This is a genomic window from Sediminibacterium ginsengisoli (assembly GCF_900167075.1).
GTDB classification, from domain to species: Bacteria; Bacteroidota; Bacteroidia; order Chitinophagales; family Chitinophagaceae; genus Sediminibacterium; species Sediminibacterium ginsengisoli.
In genome coordinates, this window is the sequence record NZ_FUWH01000003.1 from 293153 (window position 1) to 318957 (window position 25805).

Here is a 25805-nt window from a genome sequence, read left to right on the forward strand (position 1 = left end):
AGGCGGGCACCGGCATTTGTCGCTCAGGCCGCTGACCTCGTCTTTGTTCTCTCGCTGATGTCTCCCGAAGGGGACTCAGCGCAGCACGCACTTGCGATTTCTAAAGCTGCTTAGATTTCAACCGTCAGACGGCGCAGGCATCTGTGTCGCTCAGGCCGCTGGGGCCTCGTCTTTGCGCCGGCGCTGCTTTGGCCTCTATCGAAATGTGCTGCGCATCATTTCGATTACCTGCGCTACGCTTGGTACCGAACCCAAAGAGGTGCCTCTGCAAAGACTGGTAGGATCTTTTGGTTAATGGTTAACCACACCGATTTTACACTGTCTCCGACGTCTCCCGGAGGGAACTCCGCGCAGCACTCATTTGCTCTTTCTAAAGTTGGCAGACTTATAAATTCTTCCAAACACGTGGTCAGGCGACCAAGCAATGGCTGGTGCATTCCGATTACACAAACATTCACTCACAGCAAAAGCCACAGGCTTACGCCCTTCAACTCGCCTTTAACCGCACACTTTTATTGTTGAGCCCCGAACAGGAAAATCAGGAGTCAACCTTATAGAGCCCCTTTTCCAGCGCGTAAGTAATAATCCCTGCGATACTTTTAACGCCCATTTTATTCATAATACGTGTACGATGACCTTCGATGGTGCGTTTGCTGAGAAAAAGCAGCCGCGCGATCTCTTTGCTGGTATATTCTTCACAGATCATGTGAATGATCTCTTTTTCCCGATCTGTAAAGGTGATCAGGAAACTGGTATCGCCAGACTGATACTTGGCAATCACTTCCGTGATCTTCCCCGTTATCTCCTTGCAGAAATAAGGCCTGTGCTGGTATACGGCCGAGATCGCATTTTCAATCTCCTGGTTGTCTGCATTCTTCAGCAGGTAACCAAGTGCGCCGGCTTCCAGCATATCCATGATCATACTTTCCTGGCCTGAAACCGAGAGTGCGATGATGCGACAGCCGGGAATACTGCGGCATAACTCACGGGTAGCGTGTATCCCATCCATCACAGGCATGATAATATCTACCAGGATCACATCAGGGAACAACTGCTGTGCCAGCGACACCAGCTCGCTGCCATCCGAAGCTTCGCCCAGCAACTCTATCTGCGGCATGGAAAGCAGCAGGCTTTTTAATCCGGTACGGAAGATTATATGATCATCTGCAATCAGCACCCTGATCTTCGGTTTTTCCATATGGTATCAATGGGTTTGATGGTAAAAAATGAAAACAGGCAACCCTTCCGGATCAACAGCTCCCGGCCCAGGAAAATAAAAAGATGGTGTTGAAGCATGCAGTCGGTTTGTAAACTGCAAGTTGTCTTAAAAATAAGAGCTTGTCAATAGGTATTTATACCTGATTTTGAAAGAGTAATATATTTTTTATTAGGTATATACCGCGCAGTTCGGTTGAAATGCCCTGTTTGCAGCTATTCCGCAACTTCATAACGGGCGAAAAATTCCTCAGGCCGCATATTCAGCGCTTCTATCAGGGCCACCAGGGTGGTAAACTGTATGTTCACTTTTCCCTTGCTGATGCGTTGCACAAGACTATATTCCAGATCGGCAGCGATGGCCAGCTGACGGATACTCATGCCTGCATTCCTGCGCGCAGTATTTACCGCATGCGCCAGTCCAGACAATATTTTCTCCCGTTTTTCCATCAGACGACCAAGGTCAACGCATCGGAAAAAATAAATGACGTATGATCATACGTCATTTGAGAAATTGTCTTTATATTAGCGATTAATATACTTTAAAGACAGTCATGTTACTGAAGCAAAAACAGCAGGTGGTCCCGTTCGAGGGCCTTCAGGGATTATCCAAACAGGCTTTGGATACCATTCTTTATGGATTGATCCTGCAGATTTCCGGCAAAAAGAAAAAACTGCCCTACGCCGCACGCGGCAAGGAGCGTACTGCTGCACAGGCCTGATAACCATCCGTTAAATCATCGCTATAACTTTTCAACGTGTGCATGTCACTTGCGCGCATCTGATTAACTTGCAGCCATGCAAGATTACCTGAAAGGATTGAATGAGCCTCAGCGGGAGGCAGTTACACATATCAACGGCCCCCTGATGATCGTTGCCGGGGCCGGCAGCGGAAAAACAAAAGTACTGACAACACGTATCGCACACCTGCTCGCCAGCGGCGTGGATGCATTCAATATACTCGCGCTCACATTTACCAATAAAGCAGCAGCTGAAATGAAAGAAAGGATCGAAAAGATCCTCGGCAACTCCGAAGCCCGTAATCTTTATATCGGCACTTTCCACAGCGTGTTCGCACGGATCCTCCGCGGTGAAGCCCACAGGATCGGGTACCCGAACAGCTTTACCATTTACGATACGGACGACAGCCGTTCCGTGATCAAAACAGTAGTGAACGAACTGAATCTCGACGATAAGCATTATAAACCCAATGTTGTAGGCAGCCGTATCTCTTCTGCCAAAAACGCACTCATCGGCCCGGCTGAATATGCTACCACCCATTATATCCAGCAGGAAGACATGCGTGCCAACCGGCCCGCAATTGCACAGATCTATGCAGCTTATGCCAGCCGCTGTTTCAAGAACGGTGCAATGGACTTTGATGATCTCCTGCTGAAAATGTATGAACTGCTGAACACCTTCCCGGAAGTACTGCATAAATACCAGCATAAGTTCAAATACATCATGATCGACGAGTACCAAGATACCAATACGGTGCAGTACCAGATCACCAAACTCCTGGCAGCAGTGCATGAGAATATTTGTGTGGTGGGCGACGATGCACAGAGTATCTATAGTTTCCGCGGCGCTACGATCGAGAATATCCTGCAGTTCCAGAAAGATTATGATGATGTGAAAGTGGTGAAACTGGAACAGAACTACCGCAGCAGCCAGAACATCATCAGCGTAGCCAATGAAGTGATCCGTAATAACAAAGGCCAGATACCCAAAAACCTGTGGACCGAAAATGAACACGGGGAAAAGATCAAACTGGTGCGTACCATGACCGACAATGACGAAGGCCGCTTCGTTGCAGACACCATACAGGAACAAAAACTCCGGAATCATTATCATAACAGCGACTTCGCTATTCTTTACCGCACCAATGCCCAGAGCCGTGCCTTCGAGGAAAGTCTGCGCCGTATGGGTATCGCCTACCGCATATACGGCGGCACCAGCTTCTACCAGCGCAAGGAAGTAAAAGATGTACTCGCTTACTTACGTGTAATTGCGAATACCCGTGATGAGGAAGCGCTCAAAAGGATCATCAATTACCCGGTGCGTGGTATTGGTAAAACCACCATTGAAAAATGCGTGATCATTGCCAATGAACAGAACATGACCATGTTCGATGTGCTGCAGCAGGCAGGTACCGCAGGCTTCAAAGGCAGCACGCTCGAATCGCTGCAGAACTTCGTTACCATGATCCGGTATTTCCAGAGCCTGCTCGCAGAAAAGAATGCGTATGATGTAGCGGTTCAGGTAGGTAAACACACCAATATTATAAAGGAACTGTTCAACGATAAAACCACTGAAGGACTCGCGCGCTACGAGAACGTGCAGGAATTGCTGAACTCTATTAAAGAGTGGACAGAAAGTCCGGGTAACGAAGACGGCGAAGTTGGTGATAAATCTCTCGGTGCCTACCTGCAGCAGATCACACTGCTGACAGATGCAGACGAAAACAAGGAAGACAGTGATGTGGTGAAACTGATGACCATCCATGCTGCAAAAGGCCTCGAGTTCGGCTGCGTATTTGTAGGCGGCGTGGAAGAGAGCATCTTCCCCAGCGGCATGTCTATCAACACACGCGAAGAACTGGAAGAGGAACGCCGTTTGTTCTATGTGGCCGTAACCCGCGCCAAACAACGTCTCTGGCTTAGTTATGCCAATTCTCGTTATCGTTTCGGTCAGCTGGTACAGAACGACCCCAGCCGCTTCATCGAAGAAATGCCCGATCAGTATATCGACAGATCCTACGCCGGTGGTGGTGCAAGAAACCACGCAGGCAGCGAGTGGGGAAGCGGCATCGAACGTATGCAGCGCGGGTTTGGCAATACAGCGGCTTCTGCCGAAAAAAGATACGGACCGCCGCCCGCAAAAAAACCTTCTGTACAGAAACGACCGGAATATATGCCACCGCCACCTCAGAGCAAAGTGGTAACACACCAGCCTTCGGCGGATTTTGTTGCAAGCGATACTTCACAACTGCAGGCCGGTCAGCGGGTTGAACACCAGAAGTTCGGTTTTGGAAAAATAGCATCGATCGAAGGCTCGGCACATAACCCGGTTGCAACCATCCAGTTTGAGCATAACGGCGAAAAGAAGATCATGCTGAATTACGCCAAACTCAGGATCGTGGAGTAAGCCGGTTTATCACCATTCAGCAGGTCTGTTTTCCGTTCATGTAAACAAGTGGGGCAAGGCCTTCTACAGCTTTTCTACCTGTTATTTTTGCGGGATGAAACAAGTATTGCTCGGTCTCTTTGCCATGCTCTGCATTTGCAGCGTAACCAGCCAGACCATCCGTCTTGCCACTTACAGGTATGCTACCAATGACAGGATTGCCAATATCAGTCCGCTGGGGCAACAGCTGGAAAAGTCCCTGGGGAGTTCCGTATCTGTAAAAAGCTACAATACAGTTCATGAATTCATCGATGCCATCCGCAACAACGAAGTGGATATTGCTCTGATCAATACATTTGGCTTTCTCTTACTGGAGGCTTCAGATAAATCATTTCCCATGCTGCCCAGACTGGCGCTGGAAGTAAAAGCAGATGCAAAGGATAATTATAAAACAGTGATCGCGGCAAGAGCAAACGTACCCGTTACAACATTGAGCGATCTGCCGGCCAGGGCCGGAACAATGCGCATGCACTTTGTGGCCGAAGGCTCTACTTCCGGCAACCTTGTACCCAGGCTGGCACTCAGCGGCGCAGGCATCAATAACCCGGAAAAGTCTTTCAGGAAATGGGGTTATAGCGGTAATCATGCTGCGGCGATCGAACTGCTGCTGAAAGACAGTACGGATATTGCAGCAATGGGTCATACCGAATATGAAAAACTGCAGGCAGACCCGGCCAGGGCAAAACAGCTGAAACAGATCTGGCTTTCGCCGGAAATTCCCCTAGGACCGGTGTTGCTCAACAAAAGACTTTCCCCCATACAGCAGCAACAGATCGTGGATTGTTTCCTTACACTTGAGCAAACGAATGAGCCCGCGCTTTCCGCTGTAAAAGCCGGCTGGAGCGAAGCCAAGCAGGCCACGCATTATATATCCATCAACGCTGATTTTTATACACCTTTTAAAAGCACGCTGGGCAGCCCGGTCTACCTGCAGGAGATCCTCCGCAGGTTTGCCAATTAATGCCGGATAGTTTTTTCGTTTAAATTACCGAAGGGCTTTATTTTTATTGTACAGCAATCCTATAAACGGAACCTGCCATGTCAAGATGAAGCAACTGAGCTATCGCAATCTTCTTCGTTATTCACCCGCTTTTTTAGCAGCTATTATAGCCATCACTGCACTTAAGCTGCTGATGGCCCATAGCGGGATCGGCATTTCACCAGATTCGGTAGAATATCTTACCACGGCAGAAAATATCCGGCTGCACGGCAGGATCGCTGATTTTACAGGTGAAGCAATGGTTATCTTTCCTGCAGGCTATCCTGCTTTACTGGCGGGCATTTTATTCCTGACAGGAAAAAGCATTCTGCAGTTTGCACCCATACTGAACGAGGTTTTACTGACCGGCATTCTCTTTCTCACCAATCATATCTTAAACGGATTCATCAGCAAAAGCTGGTGGCTGAAGCTGGCCATTCTCTTTGCCATCGTATGCACGCGCGGCGTATTGCAGGTGTATTCCATGTTATGGTCGGAGACGCTGTTCGTTTTTTTATCGCTGGCATTTATTATCGCGCTTCGCGGATATCTCCATACGCATCAGCTACGTCGGCTTATTGTACTGGCATTGATCGCAGCGATGGCGGTCCTTACACGTTATGCGGGTGTTGTTCTGCTGGGAGCGGGCAGTATTCTTTTACTGGCCGACCCGGAAAACGGCCTGCGTAAAAGGCTTTGGCATTGCCTGCTTTTCAATTTTATCGCTATCATCCCTGTTGCCCTGAACCTGCTGCATAACCATAAGGTCAGCGGAACACTTACCGGCGCACGCGAACCGGCCCTGAGCAGTTTTCCGGATAACATGAACAGTATCGCCGTCACATTGAGTGAATGGTTACCGGTATGGAATATTGAATTAACCGGCAAACTCCTTTTGTCGTTGCTCTTGCTGGGTGCAGGCTGTGTTGTTGTATACAGATGGCTTCAGCAGCAGTCTTACAGTTCTTATCAGACACTAACCGCTGCTTTTTTTCTTGCTTACACTTCCTTTATGCTGATTGTAGCAACTTTTTCAAGATTTGAAGAATTGAATAACCGGCTTTTACTGCCTGTATATATACCCATGCTGCTGATGCTTGCCGGTTGGGGTTACACTGCTGCTACAAAGCTTTCCGGGTTCAGAAAGATTGCATTGCTGACGATATGCTTTTGCCTGTATACATCCTTTCATATTCATCAGTACAAGCAGAACAGTGCTGCCTGGAATGGCATTAAAGATGCGGGCATACCGGGTTATACGGAAGATTCCTGGGCGCAATCCGAAACAATCGGTTATATCCGTAACCATAAACCTGCTGCAAATGAAATAGTCTTTGCGCATGCCACCGATGCCATCTGGTTTCTCTGCGGCATCTATACTTATCGTCTTCCCCACCGCGATATCGAATCCGAACTTGGTATCCTGCTTTCACACCCGCGCTTCACTGTTATCATGCTCGATGAAGGCAACGATCCCGACCTGATCGATATTGACATCATTAAAAAACATCGCCGGCTTTTAAACCTGAAAACCTTTGCCGACGGTGCTATCTATTATTTTGGTCAATAGATTTCCCATGCTGTTAAAAAAATGAGAAGTTGCCGTTGTGGCACAGGGTTTGTCCTATCCGGGGTAGTGGCTTAAACTGAATATTTATGAAAACAATATTCTTATTGCTACTCCTGTTGATCATGCGGACGGGGAATGCACAGAAAATAACCTTATATGTAGCCGACAAAAAAACCGGATGCTCCTTTTCAGGTTCAGGCACCTGCCTGCAGGTAAAGGAAAAGCCGGATGCACCTTATTCACTTTTTTATGCCGGCATCAAAGGCTTCAATTATGAAGAGGGATACAATTATAAACTGGAAGTGATCAGACCCGATCTTGTACAGCCTCTTTCATCACAAAATCCTTACAGGTATTACCTGTTGCGGGTACTTTCCAAGGAAAAAACAACAGGCACACAGGCGGCTGCAAGATCCATCCCCGATCAGCAGATACTCGCGCTGGATAAGATCAGTTATAACGGCCGGCTCGAAGGCGTTGGCAGCCTTCGTGTGCCCGATATTTATTTTGACCTCGCCAACGGGCGTATTTCGGGAAACAATAATTGCAACCGGTATGCAGGCACGGTAAGCACCACAGAAAATGGCAGTATCCGGATCGGTTCTCTGGCTACTACACATGCCTCCTGTGCAGAAAATGACCAGGCCGACCTCTTCATGCAATACCTTGCTGCAAGCGATCGCTTTGCCGTTAAAGGTGCAGTACTGCAGTTGCTGAACGGAAACAATGTGCTGCTTCAGTTTCTCGTTCCGGCCGGCAGATAAATACTTTGTGGCCTGCCCGCAATTCTCCCATCAGCTCCGATTCCGTACCTTGCTGCAATTATTTTCAACTATGGATATTGCTGAAGTTGGCCGGCAGTTCATTTCCGGCCTGCAACAAACCTCGTTTACAGAATTTATTGCCGTGATCGCAGGCATTGCCAGCGTCTGGTTCAGCCGCAGGGAAAATATCCTTGTTTATCCGGTTGGCCTCATCAACACAACTATTTATATCTATCTCAGCCTGAAAGGGCACTTACTGGGTGAAGCGAGTGTTAACCTTTATTATACGATTGTAAGCATTTATGGCTGGATACTCTGGAGTAAAAAGGACCAGGTCTCTCACAGCAACGTATTACAGATCTCCAAAAGCAGCGGCAGGCAATGGACAGGTCAGCTGGCATTCTTTGCTGCTTTTTATATTGCCATCTTCTCCGCGCTTTCCTGGCTGAAAAAAGATTTTGCGCCTGAAGCCATTCCCTGGGCCGATGCATTTGCGAGCGCAACGGCTTATACCGGCATGTGGCTGATGGCCAGGAAAAAAGTAGAAAGCTGGATCTGGTGGATCGCTACCAATATTGCATCCATACCTTTGTATTTTATCAAGGGCTATGTGTTTACCAGCGTTCAGTTCCTCGTTCTGCTCGTGCTTGCAGTAGCCGGTCTGATCGAATGGAACAAACGCGCCAAACAACATCAGCCGGTAACAGCACTCAGGCCATGACCAGGAAAATAGTTATCATAGGACCAGAATCAACCGGCAAAAGCACTTTGTCAGAACAACTTGCCGCGCATTATCAAACGCGTTGGTGCCCGGAATTTGCACGCGAATACCTGCTGAAGAACGGTACCGCTTACACATTTGAAGACCTTGAGACCATCGCACGCGGGCAATTGTCGCTTGAAGAAGAATACCTGCGCCAGGTAGAAGATAATCAAAATCCACCTCAGCAACCCATCCTGTTTATCGATACCGATATGTATGTGATGAAAGTATGGTGCGAATATGTTTTCGGCCAATGTCACCAGTTCATTCTGGATGAGATCGTTTCCCGCCGTTATGATCTGTACCTTTTTTGCAATGTTGATCTGCCCTGGGTTGCAGATGAACTGAGGGAATACCCCGATGAAGAACCGCGCCGTGAGCTGTACCATATTTACAAGGACCTGCTTATTAACCAACCCGTGCCCTGGATCGATATTTCAGGTGATTATGACCAAAGGTTACAAACGGCGATCTCTGCTGTTGATGCATTATTAAATACTAACGGATAATCGCCTGTATATCCGGATCGTCTTCAATATTATGCATTTGCTGTACGATCTGCGGATAACGCCAGGCCACCCTGGTACTTGCAGGTTTTACGGAGAATTTTTTCGGGTTGGGTAAACAGGCAATGATCATAGCCGCTTCTGCACGGGTGAGGTCTTTCGCATGCTTGCTGAAATACTTCTGTGATGCCGCTTCAATACCGAATATGCCCGGTCCCATTTCAATTACGTTGAGGTATACTTCCAGGATCCGTTTTTTACCCCAGGTCCACTCTATCAGTTTAGTAAAATACATTTCGGGTACCTTCCGTATGTAACGGGTAAAGCCGCCGGCCTGCCAGAGAAAAACGTTTTTAGCTACCTGCTGGGTAATAGTGCTGGCGCCGCCGCCCAGCGGAATCTTTGTTTTCTTTCCTTTTTTCTTTGGCTTCAGGCTTTTTTCAATCGCATCCCAATCGAACCCGCCATGATCGGGGAATGCCTGGTCTTCGCTGGCAATAGCTGCGAGTTTCACATTATAAGAGATCTCATCCCAGCCCACATAATCTCTTTTCAATCCATAAGAAAATGAATTCCCGATCTGCGTAAGTGTGATCGGAGGCATCAGCCATTTACACACCAGCGTATAGAGCAGCGAAGAGAGAAACATGACCAGCAATACGCGCCAGGTCCATTTCCAGAAACGTTTCCATTTTGATGCTTTTTTCTTTGCCATAGGGTGAGGCCGAACTATGCTCTGGTGAAGTCGGGGTGTGGTGCAATATACTATTTGCTGACTGACATATTAAGAATTTCCATGCGGTATTTTTTACCGAGCACTATGTAAGGGCTATGACTTATCTCAAGCAGTTTGCCTACCAGGAATGCACCTGCTGCAACCCCTATCCCTGTAAGGTTTTTTGAACTGAATACCTGGTCTTTCTTGATCAGGCTGTTCATGATGTTGAGGAAAATATAACCACCGCCTCCGATCTGCAGCAACGCACCATTGGTGAAAATGCTGGCACCGGTTGATCTTTTTTCCATGCCATAGATCTCTTTCACATGCAGCTTCATCAATCCCATATGAAGCGTATCAACGTTCAGAAAACCAAACTGGTTGGGAACCATGACCACGCTCTGCTGGTCTATCAGGAGAGAATCGTTCCAGATCTGTTTAATACGGCCCTGGATCCATTGTTTGCTGCTGAACTGAAAAGTGATAAAACTTCCGCGAACCCAGGTTTGAATGGTCTGGTCCTTTTTTTTAAGTACCAGAAGGTCATTCTGTGCAGATACCGTGATGGTTGCGGCGCAAAGAAAAAGCGCGATTAGCAGTTTCATTGGCGGAAAGATAAAAACTATGTGTTGTTCTGTTATGATAAGAGAACGTTAAAGCTATTTAAGCTTATCGCCATAGGTGAGGATACCCCAGCATAATGCAATCCCAAAGCCGATCAGTATCAGCCCTGAGATCTTATTGATATAATGCAGGTTCCTCGGCGTCAGCTTCGAACGCAGTTTTCCGGCCAGTACTACTTTCAGGATATCGGCCAGCAGCACAAACAACAGGCAGGTTCCAAATACGATCAACCTGTACTCGAAAGGATGCGGCGCACTTTGCGAATCTGCGAGAATGGCGGCCGTCCAGGCAAACCAGAACAGGAACACAGCCGGGTTCAGCATGTTCATGAAAAAACCTGACAGGAAAATAGCTGCCATGTCGCGCTTCCGGAATTTCTTGTTGGCGATGCGGTTCTCTTCGTCTGTTGAGACTTTTTTGAAAAACAAAGTATAAATACCCACACCTACCAGGAAAACACTTCCCGCCACGGCGATAAAAGTCTGGTGCGTGAGCGCTCTTGCAAACAATGCCGTGAAGAGATTACAGACCACTACCAGCAGGATATCGCTTGCAGAAACGCCTGCCACGAATATATAACCTGCTTTATGGCCATTGTTAATACTCTGCTTGATGATGGCAAAGATTACCGGCCCAACTGAAATACTCAGTATCAATCCTAATAACAGTCCTTTGATGAGTGCTGCAGTCATTCGCTCAATTATTCAAACCGAAAATAAGTGGTTAATTCTGAAAAAACAGGCATTTATACCCGTTCTTTAAAATTCAGTCCAGCAACGTTGCGGTTATAATACTATCAAGCCCCGGAAAATTGCGGGCCAGGTAGCTATTTCCGTATTTGTACACGGAATCCTGGATGGCCAGCGTACTTCTTCCGTATTTATTGGTTAACCGATATAAAATATCCATACCAGCCACCACCCGTGCTACGGGTGTATAGCCCCTGAGATCCTGTCTTTTCACGGTATCGAGCACGCGGTTATCGATCATGTTGATGAACAGCTGTGTCGACCTGTCGTTACTGCCGCCGCGTGCAAAAGAGATCACGCCTTTGGTATTACTGGCTTTTACGGGTTCGTCGGGCAATTTTTTGGGGTCCCAGAATTTATTCAGCGGTTTGCTGTCCGCTATCCCGAACTGCACTACATAATCATGCTGCACGCGGAACAGCATATTATTGTTATAGAAACCCGTTTTGATGAGTTGATAAAGTCTGTCGGCCCCTGCCGGCGACCATTTCCTGTATACTTCAATAGTAAAATTCCCTTTCGTTGTTTTGAACAGTGCTTTGAACGTTTCAGGCGCTTTCAGCTTCAGCACGCTTGCTTCAGGCACCTGTGCCTGCAGGTGCAGCATGCAGCTTAGCATCATGATACAGGCAAGGAATTTTTTCATGTGCCCGGTTAAGAGGTTACCAGTTGCTTTTTCAGGAATTGCTGCCATTCTTCGAGCAGTTTGCCTTTAAGTACACGCGGGAATTTGTGCTGACCACCCATTTTTCCTTTGGAATGCATGAAATCGAGGAACTGCTGTTCGGGTAAAACATCCAGCAATACTTTTTTCAGTGCACTCTTTCTTTCTACCGCATAGTCGTCGTTCAGTTCTTTTAAACGCTGGTCTATTTTTTCGGCAAGAACGGCCGGGTCAACGGCATCATCGCAGGCAAGATACCAGTGATGGGCAAAGAAATTATCATACGGAATGCCCGCTACGGTATATTCCGGAATAGATATGTTGAGTTCTTCGCTCACCATCTGTACGGCTTTGTTCATATTCTCCACGCTGAGGTGCTCGCCTACAAGACTGAGGAAATGTTTGGTGCGGCCCGTGATCACGATCTCGCATTTTTCCTTGTCTGTAAAACGAAGCGTATCGCCGATGAGGTAACGCCAGGTGCCGGCAGTTGTGCTGATGAGCAGTGCATAATCTTTTCCCTCTTCCACTTCGTGGATCATCAGTGCTTCAGGGTTTTCCACCATATCGCCGGCTGAATCGAAATTCCTATCATCGAACGGGACGAATTCCATGAAAATATGTTCGCTGGTGACGAGTTTCATGCCTTTGGCATTCTGACGATCCTGGTAAGCAATAAACCCTTCGCTGGCGAGGTAGGTTTCGATATAGGTGATCGGTTTGCCCAGCAGCTTTTCAAATCCTTTTTTATAGGGCTCGAAGCTCACGCCGCCATGCACGAAAAAAGCCAGGTTAGGCCACATTTCGTGGATATTGTTCAGCTTGTAGCGTTCTATCACCATTTCCATGAGCATCTGCACCCAGGCAGGAACGCCTACCAGGAAGCCGATATCCCATTGCGGTGCTTTTTCAACGATCTCTTCCAGTTTTTTATTCCAGTCTTTTTCCTTCGCGATCTTTTTTCCCGGCTTATAGAATGGCTGGAACCAGAAAGGGGATTTTTTTACCGTGATCCCGCTCAGGTCGCCGGCATAATAACCCGCGCCTTTTTCCAATTCGGTGCTGCCGCCTAATGTCAGCCAGCCTTTACCGATAGAACTGTACGGAATATCTTCATAGGTACGCAGGCTCAGAAGCTGCTTGATCATGACCATCTTATTACCCCGCAGCAGATCGTTGGTAATAGGAATATACTTGCTCGATGCCTCGCTGGTTCCGCTGCTCAGCGCATAATAGCGGATCTTGCCGGGCCAGCAGATATCCGGGATCCCTTCGAGGGTCTTATTCCACCATTCGTTGTAGATCTTGTTATAATTGAAGGTTGGTACCAGTTCCTGGAATTTCTTACCGGGATGCTTGCTGAGCAGGATCTCATCAAACCGGTATTGCTGTCCGAATGCAGTGAAACGGGCTTTCCGGAGTAACTTACGCAGCACTTTCAGTTGCTGACGCCGCGGATTATTCTGCGGAAGCCTTAATGCCTTCAGGATGCTGTTGGGTAGTTTAATATCTAATATAGCCATCGTTAGAGCCCGTTTAGAATATACAAATTTAGCGCAATTCAGCTAAACAGGTATCCGGGTAAGCTAAATTACCACTCCTTCGCTTTGCTTTCTGTACCGGTTCAGCCTTTTGATTACTTTTGCAGCATGTTAAAACAGACCTTACTCAAAGCAACAGAAGCCGGGGCCAGACAATTACTGCATTTTTTTAACGGTCAGTTCGAGATCAGTAATAAGGAAGGGATCAATAACCTGGTAACGGAAGCAGACCATGCTGCCGAAAAAGCCATTTTTGAAGTGATCCGCGAAGATTATCCAGAACATTTCATCCTGAGCGAAGAGACAGGCGAGATCATACAGGACTCTTCCTACAAATGGATCATCGACCCTATCGACGGCACCGTTAATTTCGCAAACGGCATTCCTATCTGCTGTGTGAGTATTGGTATCGAGCAGGACGGGCACATGATCCTCGGTGCGGTCTACAATCCGTTCATGAATGAACTGTTCTTTGCCCAACGCGGATTCGGCGCAACGCTGAACGATAAAAGGATCCATGTGAGCAAGAAAAGCTCCCTGATCAAAAGCTGTCTGGTTACCGGTTTTCCCTACACCTACCTCGATATGGAAAACGGCCCGTTACAGGTTTTTGAAAAACTGATCAGGAAAGGAATTCCGGTAAGAAGACTGGGAAGCGCCGCTATTGATCTCTGTTGGGTTGCAGCCGGCCGGTTCGATGGTTTTTATGAGCATAAGCTGCAAGCCTGGGACAGTGCAGCAGGTTTCCTGATTGTAGAAGAGGCGGGTGGAAAAGTAACCGATTTCGCGGGCAATCCCTATTCCCCTTATCAGCCGCATATCATTGCCACCAACGGGCAGATCCACGATGAGCTGCTGAAAGTAGTGAATGGCGGAAACGTATAATCCCGATCTCAATTTTAAATGAACCTGTGAACATGGAAAACAGAACAGAAATAGCAACGCTGGGTGAATTTGGTCTGATCGATCACCTTACGCGCAATTTTGAAACACATAATGCATCCACCGTACTCGGCGTTGGCGACGATGCTGCCGTTATCGATCATTTCGGCAGGCAAACCGTTGTTACCACGGATCTTTTACTGGAAGGTATTCATTTCGACCTGATGTATACACCGCTGAAACACCTCGGCTACAAAGCCGTGATGGTAAACCTCAGTGATATTTATGCAATGAATGCCACACCAACACAACTTACGATCAGTATCGGCATCAGCAACAGGTTCAGTCTTGAAGCGCTGGACGAGTTTTACGAAGGCGTGCACATTGCCTGCGAAAAACACGGCGTGGACCTGATCGGCGGCGACACCTCTTCTTCGCAGAAAGGTTTTATCATTTCAGTAACCGCCATCGGCGAAGTGGCTCCGGATAAATTTGTAAAAAGAAGCACCGCGCAAAAAGGAGACCTGATCTGCGTGAGCGGCGATGTAGGCGGTGCATTCCTGGGCCTTACCCTGATGGGAAGGGAGAAAAAGATCTACCTCGAAAATCCACAGATACAACCCGATCTTGAAAACGAAAGTTATATCGTAGGGCGGTTATTACGCCCGGAAGCGAGGAAGGAGATCGTTGATTTCTTTGCTGCCAATAATATTGTTCCTACAGCCATGATGGATGTAAGCGATGGTATCAGCAGCGAGGTACTGCATCTCTGCAGGCAGAGCGGACTGGGCTGCAGGATCTATGAAGAAAAACTGCCGCTCTCCGAAGACAGCCGCAAAGCCGCATATAAATTCGGCCTGGATCCCACAGTCTGCGCACTGAACGGCGGGGAAGATTATGAACTGATCTTCACTTTACGCCAGGAAGACCACGAGAAGATCACCCTGAACGAAGACATCAGCGTGATAGGTTACATGACCGACCCTGAAGAGGGAACCAAATTACTCACCAAGGGTGGCAATACCTTCGACATCACGGCCCAGGGCTGGAATGCGTTTCAGAAATAAACAGCTATGAGGATGCGATCGTTTGTATTGTGGTTGCTGTTACTGTCGGGCATGCTGTCCGTCAACGCGCAGCAACCTGCACAGTCGCTTCCCAAAATGCCGGCGCAGCCGCTGCAGGAAGATGTGGCGCTGCTTAAAAAGATCCTCGAAGCCAATCACCCGAGCTTGTACTGGTATATCAGTAAAGACAGTCTGGACGCCTGTTTCAATGATGTGATCAGTGGCATCACCGACTCTCTGAACGAAGTTCAGTTCAAGAACAAGGTAGCCTGGCTGGTGAGCAAGATCCGCTGCGGGCATACCGCCGTCCGCTTCTCTAAAGCATATGGAAAAGTAGCGCCGGCTTTCCGTTATCCCGTATTCCCGTTATCGATCAAGACCTGGCAGGATAGCCTGGTAATATTATCCAGCATTTTACCGAAAGACAGCATTTTTAAACGCGGAACAGTAATTACCGGCATCAACGGCATGAGCAACCGCTTCCTGCTCGATACTATTTTCAGATTCATCAGCACGGATGGTTATGCAGACAACTACAAAAGCCAGCTCATCAGCGGCAATTTCGGAGGCTGGCTTAAAACCATCATGGGCATCGACAGCACTTACACCATCTCTTACATTGATACAGCCGGGCATGAAGCAACAACGGTGATTAAGAGCTTCAGTCCGGACACAAGCGCACAGAGCCGCAGGGCTGTTGTTCCGGCACGACCATTTCCACCCGGCAAGCCAACCAGAAAACAATTACGCCAGGCCAACCTGCTCAATAAAAGAGCGATGGTGATCGATACAGCCAGCAGCACGGCGTTCATCCGTCTTACCACATTTACAGGAGGCCGGTTACGCAGCTTCTTCCGCAGGTCTTTCAAAGCCATGCGTAAGCAGCACATCAAAAACCTTGTGATCGACATGCGTGAAAACGGCGGTGGTAATGTGGGTAACAGCATTACACTAACCCGCTATCTTGCAGATACCGCTTTTAAAATAGGAGACAGTGTAACAGCCATCAGCAGGAGTTTCAGGTATGGCCGTTATATCAAACCGGTCTGGACTTACTGGCTGGCCATGCGTTTTACGGCACACAAGGCCGATGACGGATTGATCCACGCAGGACGTTACGAGCGTCATTATTTCAAGCCCAAAACAAGAAATCATTTCAACGGTAATGTATACCTGGTGCAGGGCGGATTAACCTTTTCAGCCGCAACCATGTGCATCGCTACATTACAGGGTCAGTCGAATATTAAAATAGTGGGTGAAGAAACGGGCGGAGGATATTACGGCAATTCTGCCATGCATATTCCGGTGATCACGCTTCCCAACAGTGGTTTGCAAATAAGTTTACCGATGTACCGTTTGGTAATGGATGCCGCGAGGCCTAAAGGACATGGTATTATTCCGGACATTGTCATTAATCCATCTTCGGAAGCCATTAAAAAAGGTATAGACCTTAAGATAGAAGTCATTAAGGAAATGATCAGTAAAAGTAATGCAGCAGTCAGCGTGCATTAACCTTCCGTGAGAACCGTATCCGCTTCCAGCTGCGCGTTAAGGCAAACAATGTTTACAGGATAACCCGTTTCGATCTTACCCATCGTTTGTTCCATTCCCATTACCCTGGCAGGATAAAGGCTGCACATCCTGAATGCCTCTTCAACAGTTGACCCTGTATGCGTTACCAGGTTCTTTGCAGCCTGTGCCATACTGAGTGCAGAGCCGCTGAGAATTCCGCCGGCTTCATATTTATCACCGGCCAGCTGATGCGGATACGGACCACTGGTGGTGCCGGTAACAGCATCCGTGATCACGAAAAGTCTTTCCTGCATAATCGTTTTGGCAATGCGTACCGCTGCAAAATCAACATGGTAGCCATCAGGTATAATGCTTGCCATGACGTTTGCATGATTGAAGATCGCGCCAACCATACCCGGTGCCCGGTGTTGTAACGGGCTCATTGCATTGTACAAATGGGTGGTTGTATGAACCAGCCCATCAAAAGCCGCAAGCGCTTCTTCGTAGGCAGCATTACTATGGCCGCCGGAGATCTTTACGCCATAGCTGTGTACAAGTTCCTGCACTTCTTTGCTGCATACCTCGGGCGCCAGGGTGATCATAGTGATCACGCCTTTGCCATATTCCAGCAAGTTGCGGGCCTGCTCAACAGAAGGGCTGTGAATGAACGACTCAATATGAGCGCCTTTTCTCACAGGGCTGAGCCACGGGCCTTCAATATGCAGACCGATACAGCCCCTGCCACCGTTATTCCGGTAATCACGGACCGCATCGATCGATTTATAAAATACCTCGTAAGAGTTGGTCGCAACGGTTGGCTGAAAATGTGAAGTACCACCTTCAAGGCAATGTTCATACAGTGCCTGAAGAGAAGCTGCTTCCGGGTAAACGGAGAATAGTTTTTCCCGTGCACCATAAATCTGCAGGTCGATAAACGCCGGTGCCATTATTTCAAAACGTGCGGAAACATCCTCATCATTTCCTGCAGGAGTGATCTTAATAATTTGTCCGTCGCGAACCGTAACAACCTGCTGATTCAGCCATGCTGTTCCGGTGAATAATCGGGCTGCATAATATTTTTTCTCGTTCATGATTGCCTGTTCTGTTCTATGATAAAAGAATCGCCGTCTTTCCAGAAAGGAAATTTTTCACGGATCTCTGTCAGCCGGTCTTTATCCAGGCTGATGGTATGCACGGCTTCTTCATCTGCTACCTGGTATAATATTTCGCCAAGCGGATCTATTACCATGGTATCGCCGCTGTGGTAAATGCCGTTACCATCTTCACCAACCCTGTTCACACCAATTACATAACACTGGTTTTCTATCGCTCTTGCCATGAGCAGGGTTTTCCATGCATGACTGCGCCGCTGGGGCCAGTTGGCTACGTAGATCAGCACATCGTATTCAGGTGTTTCTGTAGTTTGTTGTCTTGCCCATACCGGGAAACGCAGATCATAGCAAACCTGCAGGTTGATCTTCCAGCCTTTTGCCTGCGCGATCAGCCGTTGATTTCCTGCGGTATAGTGATTGTCTTCTCCTGCAAATGCAAAAAGATGACGCTTGTTGTAATAGCCGGTTTGTCCATTCGGCAGTACCCACAATAAACGGTTATAATAAGCGTCGTTTTCCCCGATGATGAGACTGCCGGTGAGTGCAACTTTTTTTTCCGCCGCGAGATCTTTCATCCATTTCACCGTTTCGTCATCCATGGTCTCTGCCAGTTTTCCGGGCTGCATGCTGAAGCCGGTACTGAACATTTCGGGCAGTACCACTATTTCTGTGCGCTCATTAATGTCCATGATCTTTTTCCGCAGCATCGCGAGATTAGCCGCTTTGTCTTCCCAGTGAAGTGCGGTCTGTACCAGTGAAAAAGTAAGCAGGTTTGCCATTTCTTTATTTATAATGCCGGCCGGCTTTGAAACCGGTAAGCGAATTGTATGGATCCGTATTGCTGATCTGTCTGCTGCAGCCGGGCTTCCCTGGTCTGGTAAACATATTCCAGTCTGAGAGTCCATCGCCCCTGCGCATAACAAACCCCGGTATTCTGTTCAAACATCAGTGTGCGGATATCTCCCAGAACGGCACCGGTTCCTTTATGCAATAATCCGCCCTGTATTGTTGCATTATAGCCCTGCAGAACCAGGTGCGGATAAGTATAAAAGAACAATTCTGCCTTACGCTGCAATGATGCTGTGTTTTTACCGATGCGCGATGCAAAAAGCGCCGAACGGTCGTTCCGTTCAAAAGCACCGACACAAAGGTAGGTACCGAGCCGGGCATTGAGGAAAGTGGTGCCTATATTTCCCTGTGCCGCGGGAACCATTTTAAACCAGTCTGAACGCAGCGGCAGTGTTCTTGCATACAGCACCGAACCATCCAGCGCAATATCATTCCTGACCTGGTAACGCCAGCCTTTGAAACGGCTGTAACGGAAAAGCTGGTGATAGCCGTTCTGTACTTCTTCACCCAGTGAAGATTCCCCGATCATGCCGGCAGCGGCAGACCATTGTAATATTGCATCCTCCTTCGGCCTGAATGTAGTTTGCAGGTATTTGAGATAAAGATAGCCGCTGTAAGGCCTGTCGATGTCCACCTCGGCAAGCGTATTTCTTTCCAGCGGTGTGTAGATCATCTGGCCCAGCTCCAGCGCCCGGATCTTCTTTTTGTCTTCAGTGCCCGATGCCGCGGCATAACGAAAGAACAGTCCGTTGGTATAATAGGCATCCTTGTATTGCAGGAGGTATGCATCATTATCGTTTACAAACGAAAGTTCCTTATTGAAAAAAACATTCTTTTTTTTCTGCGCGAAAGCTACCGATATATGAATGCAACAACAGAAAACCAGCAGGTATTTCATTGACTATCTCCTTTCCTTGGGGCCTGAAGATACAACTATTCTTTTCCGGCTGCGCGGCAGGCGGCTACGGCTTTCTGAACCAGTGCGGATTCATAGCCTTTTGCGAGCAGGTAGGTGGTGGTTTTCGACTGTCTTACCAGGTATTGCTCGCCGCGGAGCGCTTTCCACCTGGTCTCGGCCAGTTTCCGGAGCGTTTGCCGGTAATCTTCTTCGGGTATCTCTTTAAGTGCGGCTTTGATATTGTAATCGCTCACCCGCTTCTGTTTCAGCTCATATACGATCTTCTGCCGGCCCCATTTCTTGAGCCGGAAATGTCCGCCCGCAAACTGGGTCGCAAACCTCGATTCGTTCAGGTAATCCTCTTCTATAAGCTGAGCCAACAGGGTTTCCACATCTTTTTTAGACAACCCCATTCCATACAGTTTTTCCTTTGTTTCCTGGTGCGCGCGTTCCTGGTAGGCACAATAATGCCTGATCTTCTGAAGCGCCTGTTCAGGGGTAAGCCGGGTCTGCTGTTTTCGCGGGAACATGAGGCAAAATAACTGAATATCGCCAAGTAATTTTCTGCCGGATAAATCCACAACTCATTAACAATCTTAATAATATCGCCCTGCCGGGTAATTTCTGTTTATGGAATATTACATTTTTACATTAGGTTTGTTGCCAACCTAAATTTCGCAGAATGAAATTCATTGTTTCGTCGTCTTCCCTCCTGAAGCACCTGCAGCAGATCAGTGGTGTGATCAATGCCAATACGGTATTGCCGATTCTGGAAGACTTTTTATTTGAGATCGAGGACAAAAAACTGAATGTGGTAGCAACGGACCTCGAAACGGTTATGCGTGTACAGATGGATGTGGAAAGCAAAGCCAACGGTAAAGTGTGTATCCCGGCCAAAATCCTGATCGACTCGCTCAAGAATATCCCCGACCAGCCGCTGACCTTTAATATCGACAAGAATTTCGCGGTTGAGATCACCAGCGACAACGGTAAATACAAGGTAATGGGCGAAAATCCGGATAATTTTCCGAAGGAACCGTCTGCTGATGATACCACCAATTTTACCATGAGCAGCAGCGCTCTGCTTACAGCCATCAATAAAACCCTGTTTGCTGTGAGCAGCGACGACCTCCGTCCGGCCATGACCGGTGTGTTTTTTGAGCTCAGCAAGGATGGTGTACAGTTTGTTGCAACCGATGCCCACAGGCTGGTACGTTACAAAAGAACAGATACCCATGCAACCAAAGCAGATTCTTTCATCGTGCCTAAAAAACCGCTGAACCTGCTGAAGAATGCGTTGCCCGACAACGAAGACACACTTACCATCAGCTATAACAGCAATCATCTTTTTGTGAACCATGGTTCTACGCAGATGATCTGTCGGCTGATCGATGCAAGGTTCCCTGATTATAAAGTGGTGATCCCTGCTGATAATCCTTATAAACTGATCGTAAACAAAGGCGATTTTCAGAATGCGCTGCGCCGAGTGAATGTATTCAGTAACAAGAGCACCAACCAGGTGGCCCTCAATATTTCCGGCAGTGAATTACAAATGGCTGCCCAGGATGTTGATTTCAGTTTTGAAGGAAACGAGCGTATGAACTGCCAGTATGATGGCGGTGATCTGCAGATCGCGTTCAATGCAAAATTCCTGATCGAAATGCTGAATGCAGCTGATACCGAAGAGGTTAAAATGGAGCTTTCCACCCCAACTAAAGCCGGCCTCATCAAGCCAAGCGAACAGGCGGAAGGCGAAGACCTGCTGATGCTGGTAATGCCGCTGATGCTGAACAATTAATACAATCCCGTTATTGTAAATACAAGCCCTCCACATGTGAGGGCTTTTTTTGTTGCGTCGGTCTTTTGTTCGTAAATTGATTACCAATGTTATTGCCATGCCCGAAACCCTGGTTCATTATTTTGAGCATATTCCCAGCCTGCACCGCGCGCTGATCCTTGCGGGCGGGATCACATTTTTCTGGATCATCGAAGGTGTTATTCCGCTTTTCCGTTTCGGGTACAGCAAATGGAAGCACGCGGGGGTGAACCTCTTTTTTACGTTTACTACCATCATTGTCAATTTTGCCTTTGCATTACTGATTGTAAAAGCGAGCGACTGGGCCATTGCACATCATTTCGGGCTATTACAGCTGGCGGATATGCCCTTCTGGCTTTACCTGCTTGCGGGTCTGCTGCTGCTGGACCTGGTTGGCGCCTACCTCGTACACCTGGTTGAACATAAGGTAAAGTGGATGTGGAAGTTTCATATGGTGCATCATGCGGATATGCATGTGGACACTACCACTGCCAACAGGCATCATCCCGGCGAGAGTGTTTTCAGGGCCGTTTTCACCTTGCTCGCAGTGTGGATCTGCGGTGCACCGATCTGGCTGGTGATGTTATACCAGAGTGTTAGTGTAGTGCTTTCGCAGTTCAATCATGCGAATATCCGGTTGCCGCTGTGGCTGGATCATGCCATCAGCTGGGTACTGATATCGCCTAATATGCATAAAGTACATCACCATTATGTACGACCGCAGACCGACAGTAATTATGGCAATATCTTTTCCGTCTGGGACCGCCTTTTCGGTACTTATAATTACACCCCGACAGAGCAACTCCGTTACGGACTGGATGTACTGGAAGGCGATGGCAAGGCAGACCAGGTGAAAAGGCAGCTGCAGATCCCGTTCGATAAAAAGATCAAAACTGATTATTAGGCATCGATATATTTTTTTCTGTTATTTTTTATCCGTTGAAAAAATGCATTTTTGTACTAACAAGCTCAACCTCTTTTCTCCGGGCAACACCATCCCCCTATGGCCCGTGACAAGAGGAAACGAATGCCAGGCAATTAACACAAGAACCAGAAAGCATATTTAATTCCGGCGGAAGGAAGATATTCCGCACTGTAGTTATGGAAATGGATGCGTTAAAGAAACCAAGGATCATCTGCCTTATTCCCGCGAGATATGATGCTACCCGCTACCCGGGCAAACTCATGACCTTACTTGTAAACAAAACTGTGATCCGTTATACCTACGAGAATGTTGTTTCGATGAACCTTTTCGATTATGTGGCGGTGGTTACCAACAGCGATGTGATCCGGGATGAGATCGAAAAGCATGGCGGTAATGTGATCTATATGCCTGTGAACTTTGAAAGCGGATCGGACAGGATCGCCGCGGCGCTGGAAAACCTGGAAGGGGATATTATCCTGAACGTGCAGGGCGACGAACCTTTTGTAAGACCGGAACCGCTGCAGGACATGATCGGCAGCTTTAACCTGGAACAGAATGATAACATGGTGGCGAGCCTGATGCGGCCGATGGACAATGAGGACGATGTACGCAGCTCCGACTTTGTAAAAGTGGTCTGTGATAGAAACAATTTTGCACTGTACTTCAGCCGGAGTGTGGTTCCGTTTCAGAAAAAGGCAGAACCGAAAGCGGTCTACTACGAGCATATCGGCGTATACGGCTTCACCCGTAAATCGTTGCTGCAGTTCTCATCGCTTGAACCGACCCCGCTGGAAAGGATAGAAAGCATAGAATGCCTGCGTTTCCTGGAGAACGGCATCCCTATCAAAATGATCGAAACCCCATACCATATTATTGAAATAGACACGGAAGCAGATCGTATCAAAGCTGAAGAACTGATCCGTTCGGGCTATTACAAATAGATGCGGAACCGATAAACTGAAGAGCATGCAAATAATGAACAATAAAAAAGGGATGCTGCAGCTGGCTTTTGCTGTTGCCGGCTTTGCCTGTATTGTGCTGCTCTACTATTTTCCCGCCAACTTTTATGTATTACTCTGCGGAACGTCGGTTCTGCTACTGGTGATCGTGCTTGCATGGCTGAACATGACCAGTCCGCCGGCACCCGCCGTGCAAACCACCAAACGCCAGATCTACCGCGACCTGGTGGAGAGTGCGGGCATTACTGTTTTCACCACCGATCAATCGGGGCATTTTTCATTCGTTGGCAGCCAGGCGGAAGCGCTTACCGGCTATTCGCCTGCAGAACTGGAAGGCCGTGATTTTTCTTTCCTGCTGCATCCGGCCTGGATCAACCAGGTATTCGCCTTTTATAATAACCAGATCTCTTCGCGGATTGCAGCTACTACATTCGAGTTTATCATCCGCACCAAATCGGGGCAGCAGAAATGGGTAGAACAGTCGGCCCAGCTGATTTTTACAGACAATCATATCAGCGGGTTCCAGTGTATGGTAAAAGATATCACTACCAAAAAAAGAACGGAACTGGAGCTGAAAGAGTCTGAGCTGAAACGGAAAGAAACACAGCACCGGCTTGATTCCATCATCAACCATGCCACATCGCTGATCTTTATCAAGGACCTCGACGGCCGGTATGTGATGGCAAATAAAAAATTCAAGGAAGTGTTCCGCGTTACCGACAAGGATATCATTGATAAAACAGATTATTCCTTCAACAGCGAGGCGCTTGCAGATCATTATAAAACGCTCGACAACCAGGTGATTGCCACCAAACAATCCGTTGAAAGCGTGGAGCAGATCAATACTCCCGAGGGAAAAATGAGCCTGCTGCTCGTTAAGTTCCCGCTGCTGAACCAGGATAAAAGCATTTTCGGTATCGGCGCCATTGCTACCGATATCACAGATCGTACCGAATACCAGCAGCAGCTGATAGAAGCAAAAAAGAGTGCGGAAGCGGCAAGAATGAAACAGGAACATTTCCTTTCCAACATGAGCCGCGAAATCCTTTCCCCGGTAAACAATATCCAGAATATGAGTAATCATTTGCTGGAAATGTCTTTGCCGGCCGACCAGAAAGAAACCGTTCTTCACATCAAGCGTACGGTTGCCAGTCTGGCCGGTATGGTGAACGACGTGATCGAGTTTTCCAAGATCCGTAATGGAAAGATCATTATTGAAAAAACCGCTTTCAATATCGAAAAAGTACTGGAAGAGATCCTGCAGCAGCAGCTTCCTGTTGCAAGGGAAAAAGGTTTGTTACTGGAAACACAGACAGATCATAAGATCCCATCCATTCTCATCGGCGATCCGCAGCATCTTAAAAAAGTATTGCTCAATATCGTATCCAATGGTTTGCGTTTTACAGAGAACGGCATGGTGAAGATCCATGTGTCGCTGCTGCAGAAAACCAAACATGCGGTTGTGATCCAGTTTGCCATCAGCGATACCGGCATCGGCATTCCCGAAGACCGCATCCATGACATTTTTGAAAGCTTTGCACAGGAAGACGGTAATATCAGCCGCAGGCATGGCGGCGCGGGATTAGGCCTGGCTATCAGCAAAAGCCTGCTGCAGCTGCAGGGCGGTGATATTTCCGTGAAAAGCCGGCCGGGCTATGGATCCGTGTTTACATTCCATATTCCTTACGGCATCAAGATCAGGATCGATAGCCTCTCCCCTGAGCTGGATCCGGCAGTCTTGTTAAAAGGTAAACGTTTCCTGGTAGTAGAAGACAATGAAGTAAACCAGAAATTCCTGCGCGTGATCCTGAAAAAAGTAGACGCCTTTGCCGATGTTGCAGCCAATGGGAAAGAAGCGATTGCTTATTATGAATCGGGCAACAGTTATGATGCCGTGATCATGGATATCCAGATGCCGGTGATGGATGGTTATGAAACCGCGGCTTACATCCGCAATACCCTGCGTTTACAGGTTCCCATTCTTGCCACCACCGCCACCACTACCCGCGAAGTGATCGACAAATGCATAGAAAGCGGTATGAACGACTGCATGACCAAACCTTTTGAATTCGATCATCTCTACCACAGGCTTATACGCTTATTATATAAATCCTCAATGCCCAACCCGATGTCCGGAGAAAACAACAACGAGCCCAAACTCTACAGTCTCGATCTCTTCGATGGTCTTGACGACCCTGAGTCGCTGCTGGATGTGATCAGCATTTTCCTTGAAGATGCCCCCCTGCAGGTGAAAGATCTGACAGAATTTTGCCAACAGGGCGATTTTTCCGCCATTGTAAAAGCGGCACATAAACTGAAAGGTGCTATCGCTATGCTGCAGGCGGATCCCATTACTTCGCTGCTGGTGAAAATTGAAGCGGCGGCTAAAGAAGGAAAAGATATTGAACCGATCCGTGAAGATGCGGCCCGTGTTGCCGGCTTATTTGCGCAGCTGGAAAAACAACTAAAGGAAGAAAGCCTGCAGATCAGGAACGGAAACAGGTAA

General features: G+C 47.9%; 25 protein-coding genes. 14 read left to right on the forward strand and 11 right to left on the reverse strand.

Translation table 11 applies throughout. The annotated features are described in order from the left end of the window. Window positions 1-538: 538 nt before the first annotated feature. Together B5D42_RS07065 and B5D42_RS07070 are read right to left on the reverse strand one after the other, a co-directional pair. Window positions 539-1198 carry a response regulator transcription factor gene (locus tag B5D42_RS07065; RefSeq protein WP_078830757.1) on the reverse strand — a complete coding sequence of 220 codons (660 nt, stop codon included), beginning with the start codon at window positions 1196-1198 and terminating at the stop codon, window positions 539-541. A 233-nt stretch (window positions 1199-1431) separates the two neighbouring features. Next, a complete protein-coding gene (locus B5D42_RS07070; protein WP_078830758.1) occupies window positions 1432-1665 on the reverse strand; it encodes a helix-turn-helix domain-containing protein in 234 nt (77 codons plus the stop codon). 104 nt (window positions 1666-1769) lie between these two features. Between B5D42_RS07070 and B5D42_RS17850 the strand changes: the two genes are divergently transcribed. From B5D42_RS17850 to B5D42_RS07100, 7 genes are all read left to right on the forward strand, one after another. Beyond that, a complete protein-coding gene (locus B5D42_RS17850; RefSeq protein WP_176112933.1) occupies window positions 1770-1937 on the forward strand; it encodes a hypothetical protein in 168 nt (55 codons plus the stop codon). Between the two features lie 76 nt (window positions 1938-2013). Continuing rightward, window positions 2014-4362: an ATP-dependent helicase gene (locus B5D42_RS07075; RefSeq protein ID WP_078830759.1), complete on the forward strand. Its 2349-nt coding sequence runs from the start codon at window positions 2014-2016 to the stop codon at window positions 4360-4362. 94 nt (window positions 4363-4456) lie between these two features. Next, a complete protein-coding gene (locus tag B5D42_RS07080; protein ID WP_078830760.1) occupies window positions 4457-5362 on the forward strand; it encodes a phosphate/phosphite/phosphonate ABC transporter substrate-binding protein in 906 nt (301 codons plus the stop codon). A gap of 85 nt (window positions 5363-5447) precedes the next feature. Continuing rightward, entirely contained in the window at window positions 5448-6950 is a 1503-nt protein-coding gene (locus tag B5D42_RS07085) for a hypothetical protein (protein ID WP_078830761.1), read from the forward strand. A gap of 146 nt (window positions 6951-7096) precedes the next feature. Beyond that, entirely contained in the window at window positions 7097-7714 is a 618-nt protein-coding gene (locus tag B5D42_RS07090) for a DUF4377 domain-containing protein (RefSeq protein WP_394333290.1), read from the forward strand. A gap of 70 nt (window positions 7715-7784) precedes the next feature. Continuing rightward, window positions 7785-8435 carry a nicotinamide riboside transporter PnuC gene (gene pnuC, locus B5D42_RS07095; protein WP_176112934.1) on the forward strand — a complete coding sequence of 217 codons (651 nt, stop codon included), beginning with the start codon at window positions 7785-7787 and terminating at the stop codon, window positions 8433-8435. Continuing rightward, the gene (locus B5D42_RS07100; RefSeq protein ID WP_078830764.1) at window positions 8432-8986 is read left to right on the forward strand and encodes an AAA family ATPase; all 555 of its coding nucleotides are present in this window, start codon (window positions 8432-8434) and stop codon (window positions 8984-8986) included. The genes pnuC and B5D42_RS07100 overlap by 4 nt, the downstream gene beginning before the upstream one ends. Here B5D42_RS07100 and mtgA read toward each other — a convergent pair. From mtgA to B5D42_RS07125, 5 genes are all read right to left on the reverse strand, one after another. Beyond that, entirely contained in the window at window positions 8976-9698 is a 723-nt protein-coding gene (gene mtgA, locus B5D42_RS07105) for a monofunctional biosynthetic peptidoglycan transglycosylase (RefSeq protein ID WP_078830765.1), read from the reverse strand. The two genes, B5D42_RS07100 and mtgA, sit on opposite strands and share 11 nt — an antisense overlap. Before the next feature lie 50 nt (window positions 9699-9748). Beyond that, a complete protein-coding gene (locus tag B5D42_RS07110; protein WP_078830766.1) occupies window positions 9749-10306 on the reverse strand; it encodes a hypothetical protein in 558 nt (185 codons plus the stop codon). 54 nt (window positions 10307-10360) lie between these two features. Beyond that, window positions 10361-11017, reverse strand: coding sequence for a LysE family translocator (locus tag B5D42_RS07115; RefSeq protein WP_078830767.1), 657 nt, complete (start codon window positions 11015-11017; stop codon window positions 10361-10363). A 73-nt stretch (window positions 11018-11090) separates the two neighbouring features. Continuing rightward, window positions 11091-11720, reverse strand: a complete 630-nt coding sequence (locus B5D42_RS07120) for a peptidylprolyl isomerase (protein ID WP_176112935.1) — start codon at window positions 11718-11720, stop codon at window positions 11091-11093. Window positions 11721-11728: 8 nt separating this feature from the next. Continuing rightward, window positions 11729-13261, reverse strand: a complete 1533-nt coding sequence (locus tag B5D42_RS07125; protein ID WP_078830769.1) for a GH3 family acyl-acid amido synthetase — start codon at window positions 13259-13261, stop codon at window positions 11729-11731. A gap of 126 nt (window positions 13262-13387) precedes the next feature. On the opposite strand from B5D42_RS07125, the gene B5D42_RS07130 reads away from it, so the two are divergent. Genes B5D42_RS07130 through B5D42_RS07140 form a run of 3 tightly spaced genes read left to right on the forward strand, consistent with a single transcriptional unit; the run spans window position 13388 to window position 16740 of the window. Continuing rightward, window positions 13388-14164, forward strand: coding sequence for an inositol monophosphatase family protein (locus B5D42_RS07130; protein ID WP_078830770.1), 777 nt, complete (start codon window positions 13388-13390; stop codon window positions 14162-14164). A 32-nt stretch (window positions 14165-14196) separates the two neighbouring features. After that, window positions 14197-15228, forward strand: a complete 1032-nt coding sequence (gene thiL / locus B5D42_RS07135) for a thiamine-phosphate kinase (protein WP_078830771.1) — start codon at window positions 14197-14199, stop codon at window positions 15226-15228. A 6-nt stretch (window positions 15229-15234) separates the two neighbouring features. Then, window positions 15235-16740: a S41 family peptidase gene (locus B5D42_RS07140; RefSeq protein WP_078830772.1), complete on the forward strand. Its 1506-nt coding sequence runs from the start codon at window positions 15235-15237 to the stop codon at window positions 16738-16740. Here B5D42_RS07140 and nagA read toward each other — a convergent pair. From nagA to B5D42_RS07160, 4 genes are read right to left on the reverse strand one after another with little or no spacing between them, the layout of a single operon-like run. After that, the gene (gene nagA / locus B5D42_RS07145) at window positions 16737-17831 is read right to left on the reverse strand and encodes an N-acetylglucosamine-6-phosphate deacetylase (RefSeq protein WP_078830773.1); all 1095 of its coding nucleotides are present in this window, start codon (window positions 17829-17831) and stop codon (window positions 16737-16739) included. The genes B5D42_RS07140 and nagA overlap by 4 nt on opposite strands. Continuing rightward, window positions 17828-18631 (reverse strand): amidohydrolase, encoded by an 804-nt coding sequence (locus B5D42_RS07150; protein WP_078830774.1) that lies wholly within the window; start codon window positions 18629-18631, stop codon window positions 17828-17830. The genes nagA and B5D42_RS07150 overlap by 4 nt, the downstream gene beginning before the upstream one ends. A gap of 8 nt (window positions 18632-18639) precedes the next feature. Further along, a complete protein-coding gene (locus B5D42_RS07155) occupies window positions 18640-19599 on the reverse strand; it encodes a lipid A deacylase LpxR family protein (protein ID WP_078830775.1) in 960 nt (319 codons plus the stop codon). Window positions 19600-19634: 35 nt separating this feature from the next. Next, window positions 19635-20129 (reverse strand): regulatory protein RecX, encoded by a 495-nt coding sequence (locus B5D42_RS07160; RefSeq protein ID WP_078830776.1) that lies wholly within the window; start codon window positions 20127-20129, stop codon window positions 19635-19637. A 152-nt stretch (window positions 20130-20281) separates the two neighbouring features. Here B5D42_RS07160 and dnaN point away from each other — a divergent pair, with 152 nt between their 5' ends. The 4 genes from dnaN to B5D42_RS07180 all read left to right on the forward strand — a co-directional run bounded on the left by dnaN (window position 20282) and on the right by B5D42_RS07180 (window position 25805). After that, window positions 20282-21397, forward strand: coding sequence for a DNA polymerase III subunit beta (gene dnaN / locus B5D42_RS07165; RefSeq protein WP_078830777.1), 1116 nt, complete (start codon window positions 20282-20284; stop codon window positions 21395-21397). A 97-nt stretch (window positions 21398-21494) separates the two neighbouring features. Beyond that, window positions 21495-22319, forward strand: coding sequence for a sterol desaturase family protein (locus tag B5D42_RS07170; protein ID WP_078830982.1), 825 nt, complete (start codon window positions 21495-21497; stop codon window positions 22317-22319). A 197-nt stretch (window positions 22320-22516) separates the two neighbouring features. Further along, window positions 22517-23281, forward strand: a complete 765-nt coding sequence (locus B5D42_RS07175; RefSeq protein WP_245825600.1) for a 3-deoxy-manno-octulosonate cytidylyltransferase — start codon at window positions 22517-22519, stop codon at window positions 23279-23281. 25 nt (window positions 23282-23306) lie between these two features. Beyond that, window positions 23307-25805 (forward strand): PAS domain S-box protein, encoded by a 2499-nt coding sequence (locus B5D42_RS07180; RefSeq protein ID WP_078830778.1) that lies wholly within the window; start codon window positions 23307-23309, stop codon window positions 25803-25805.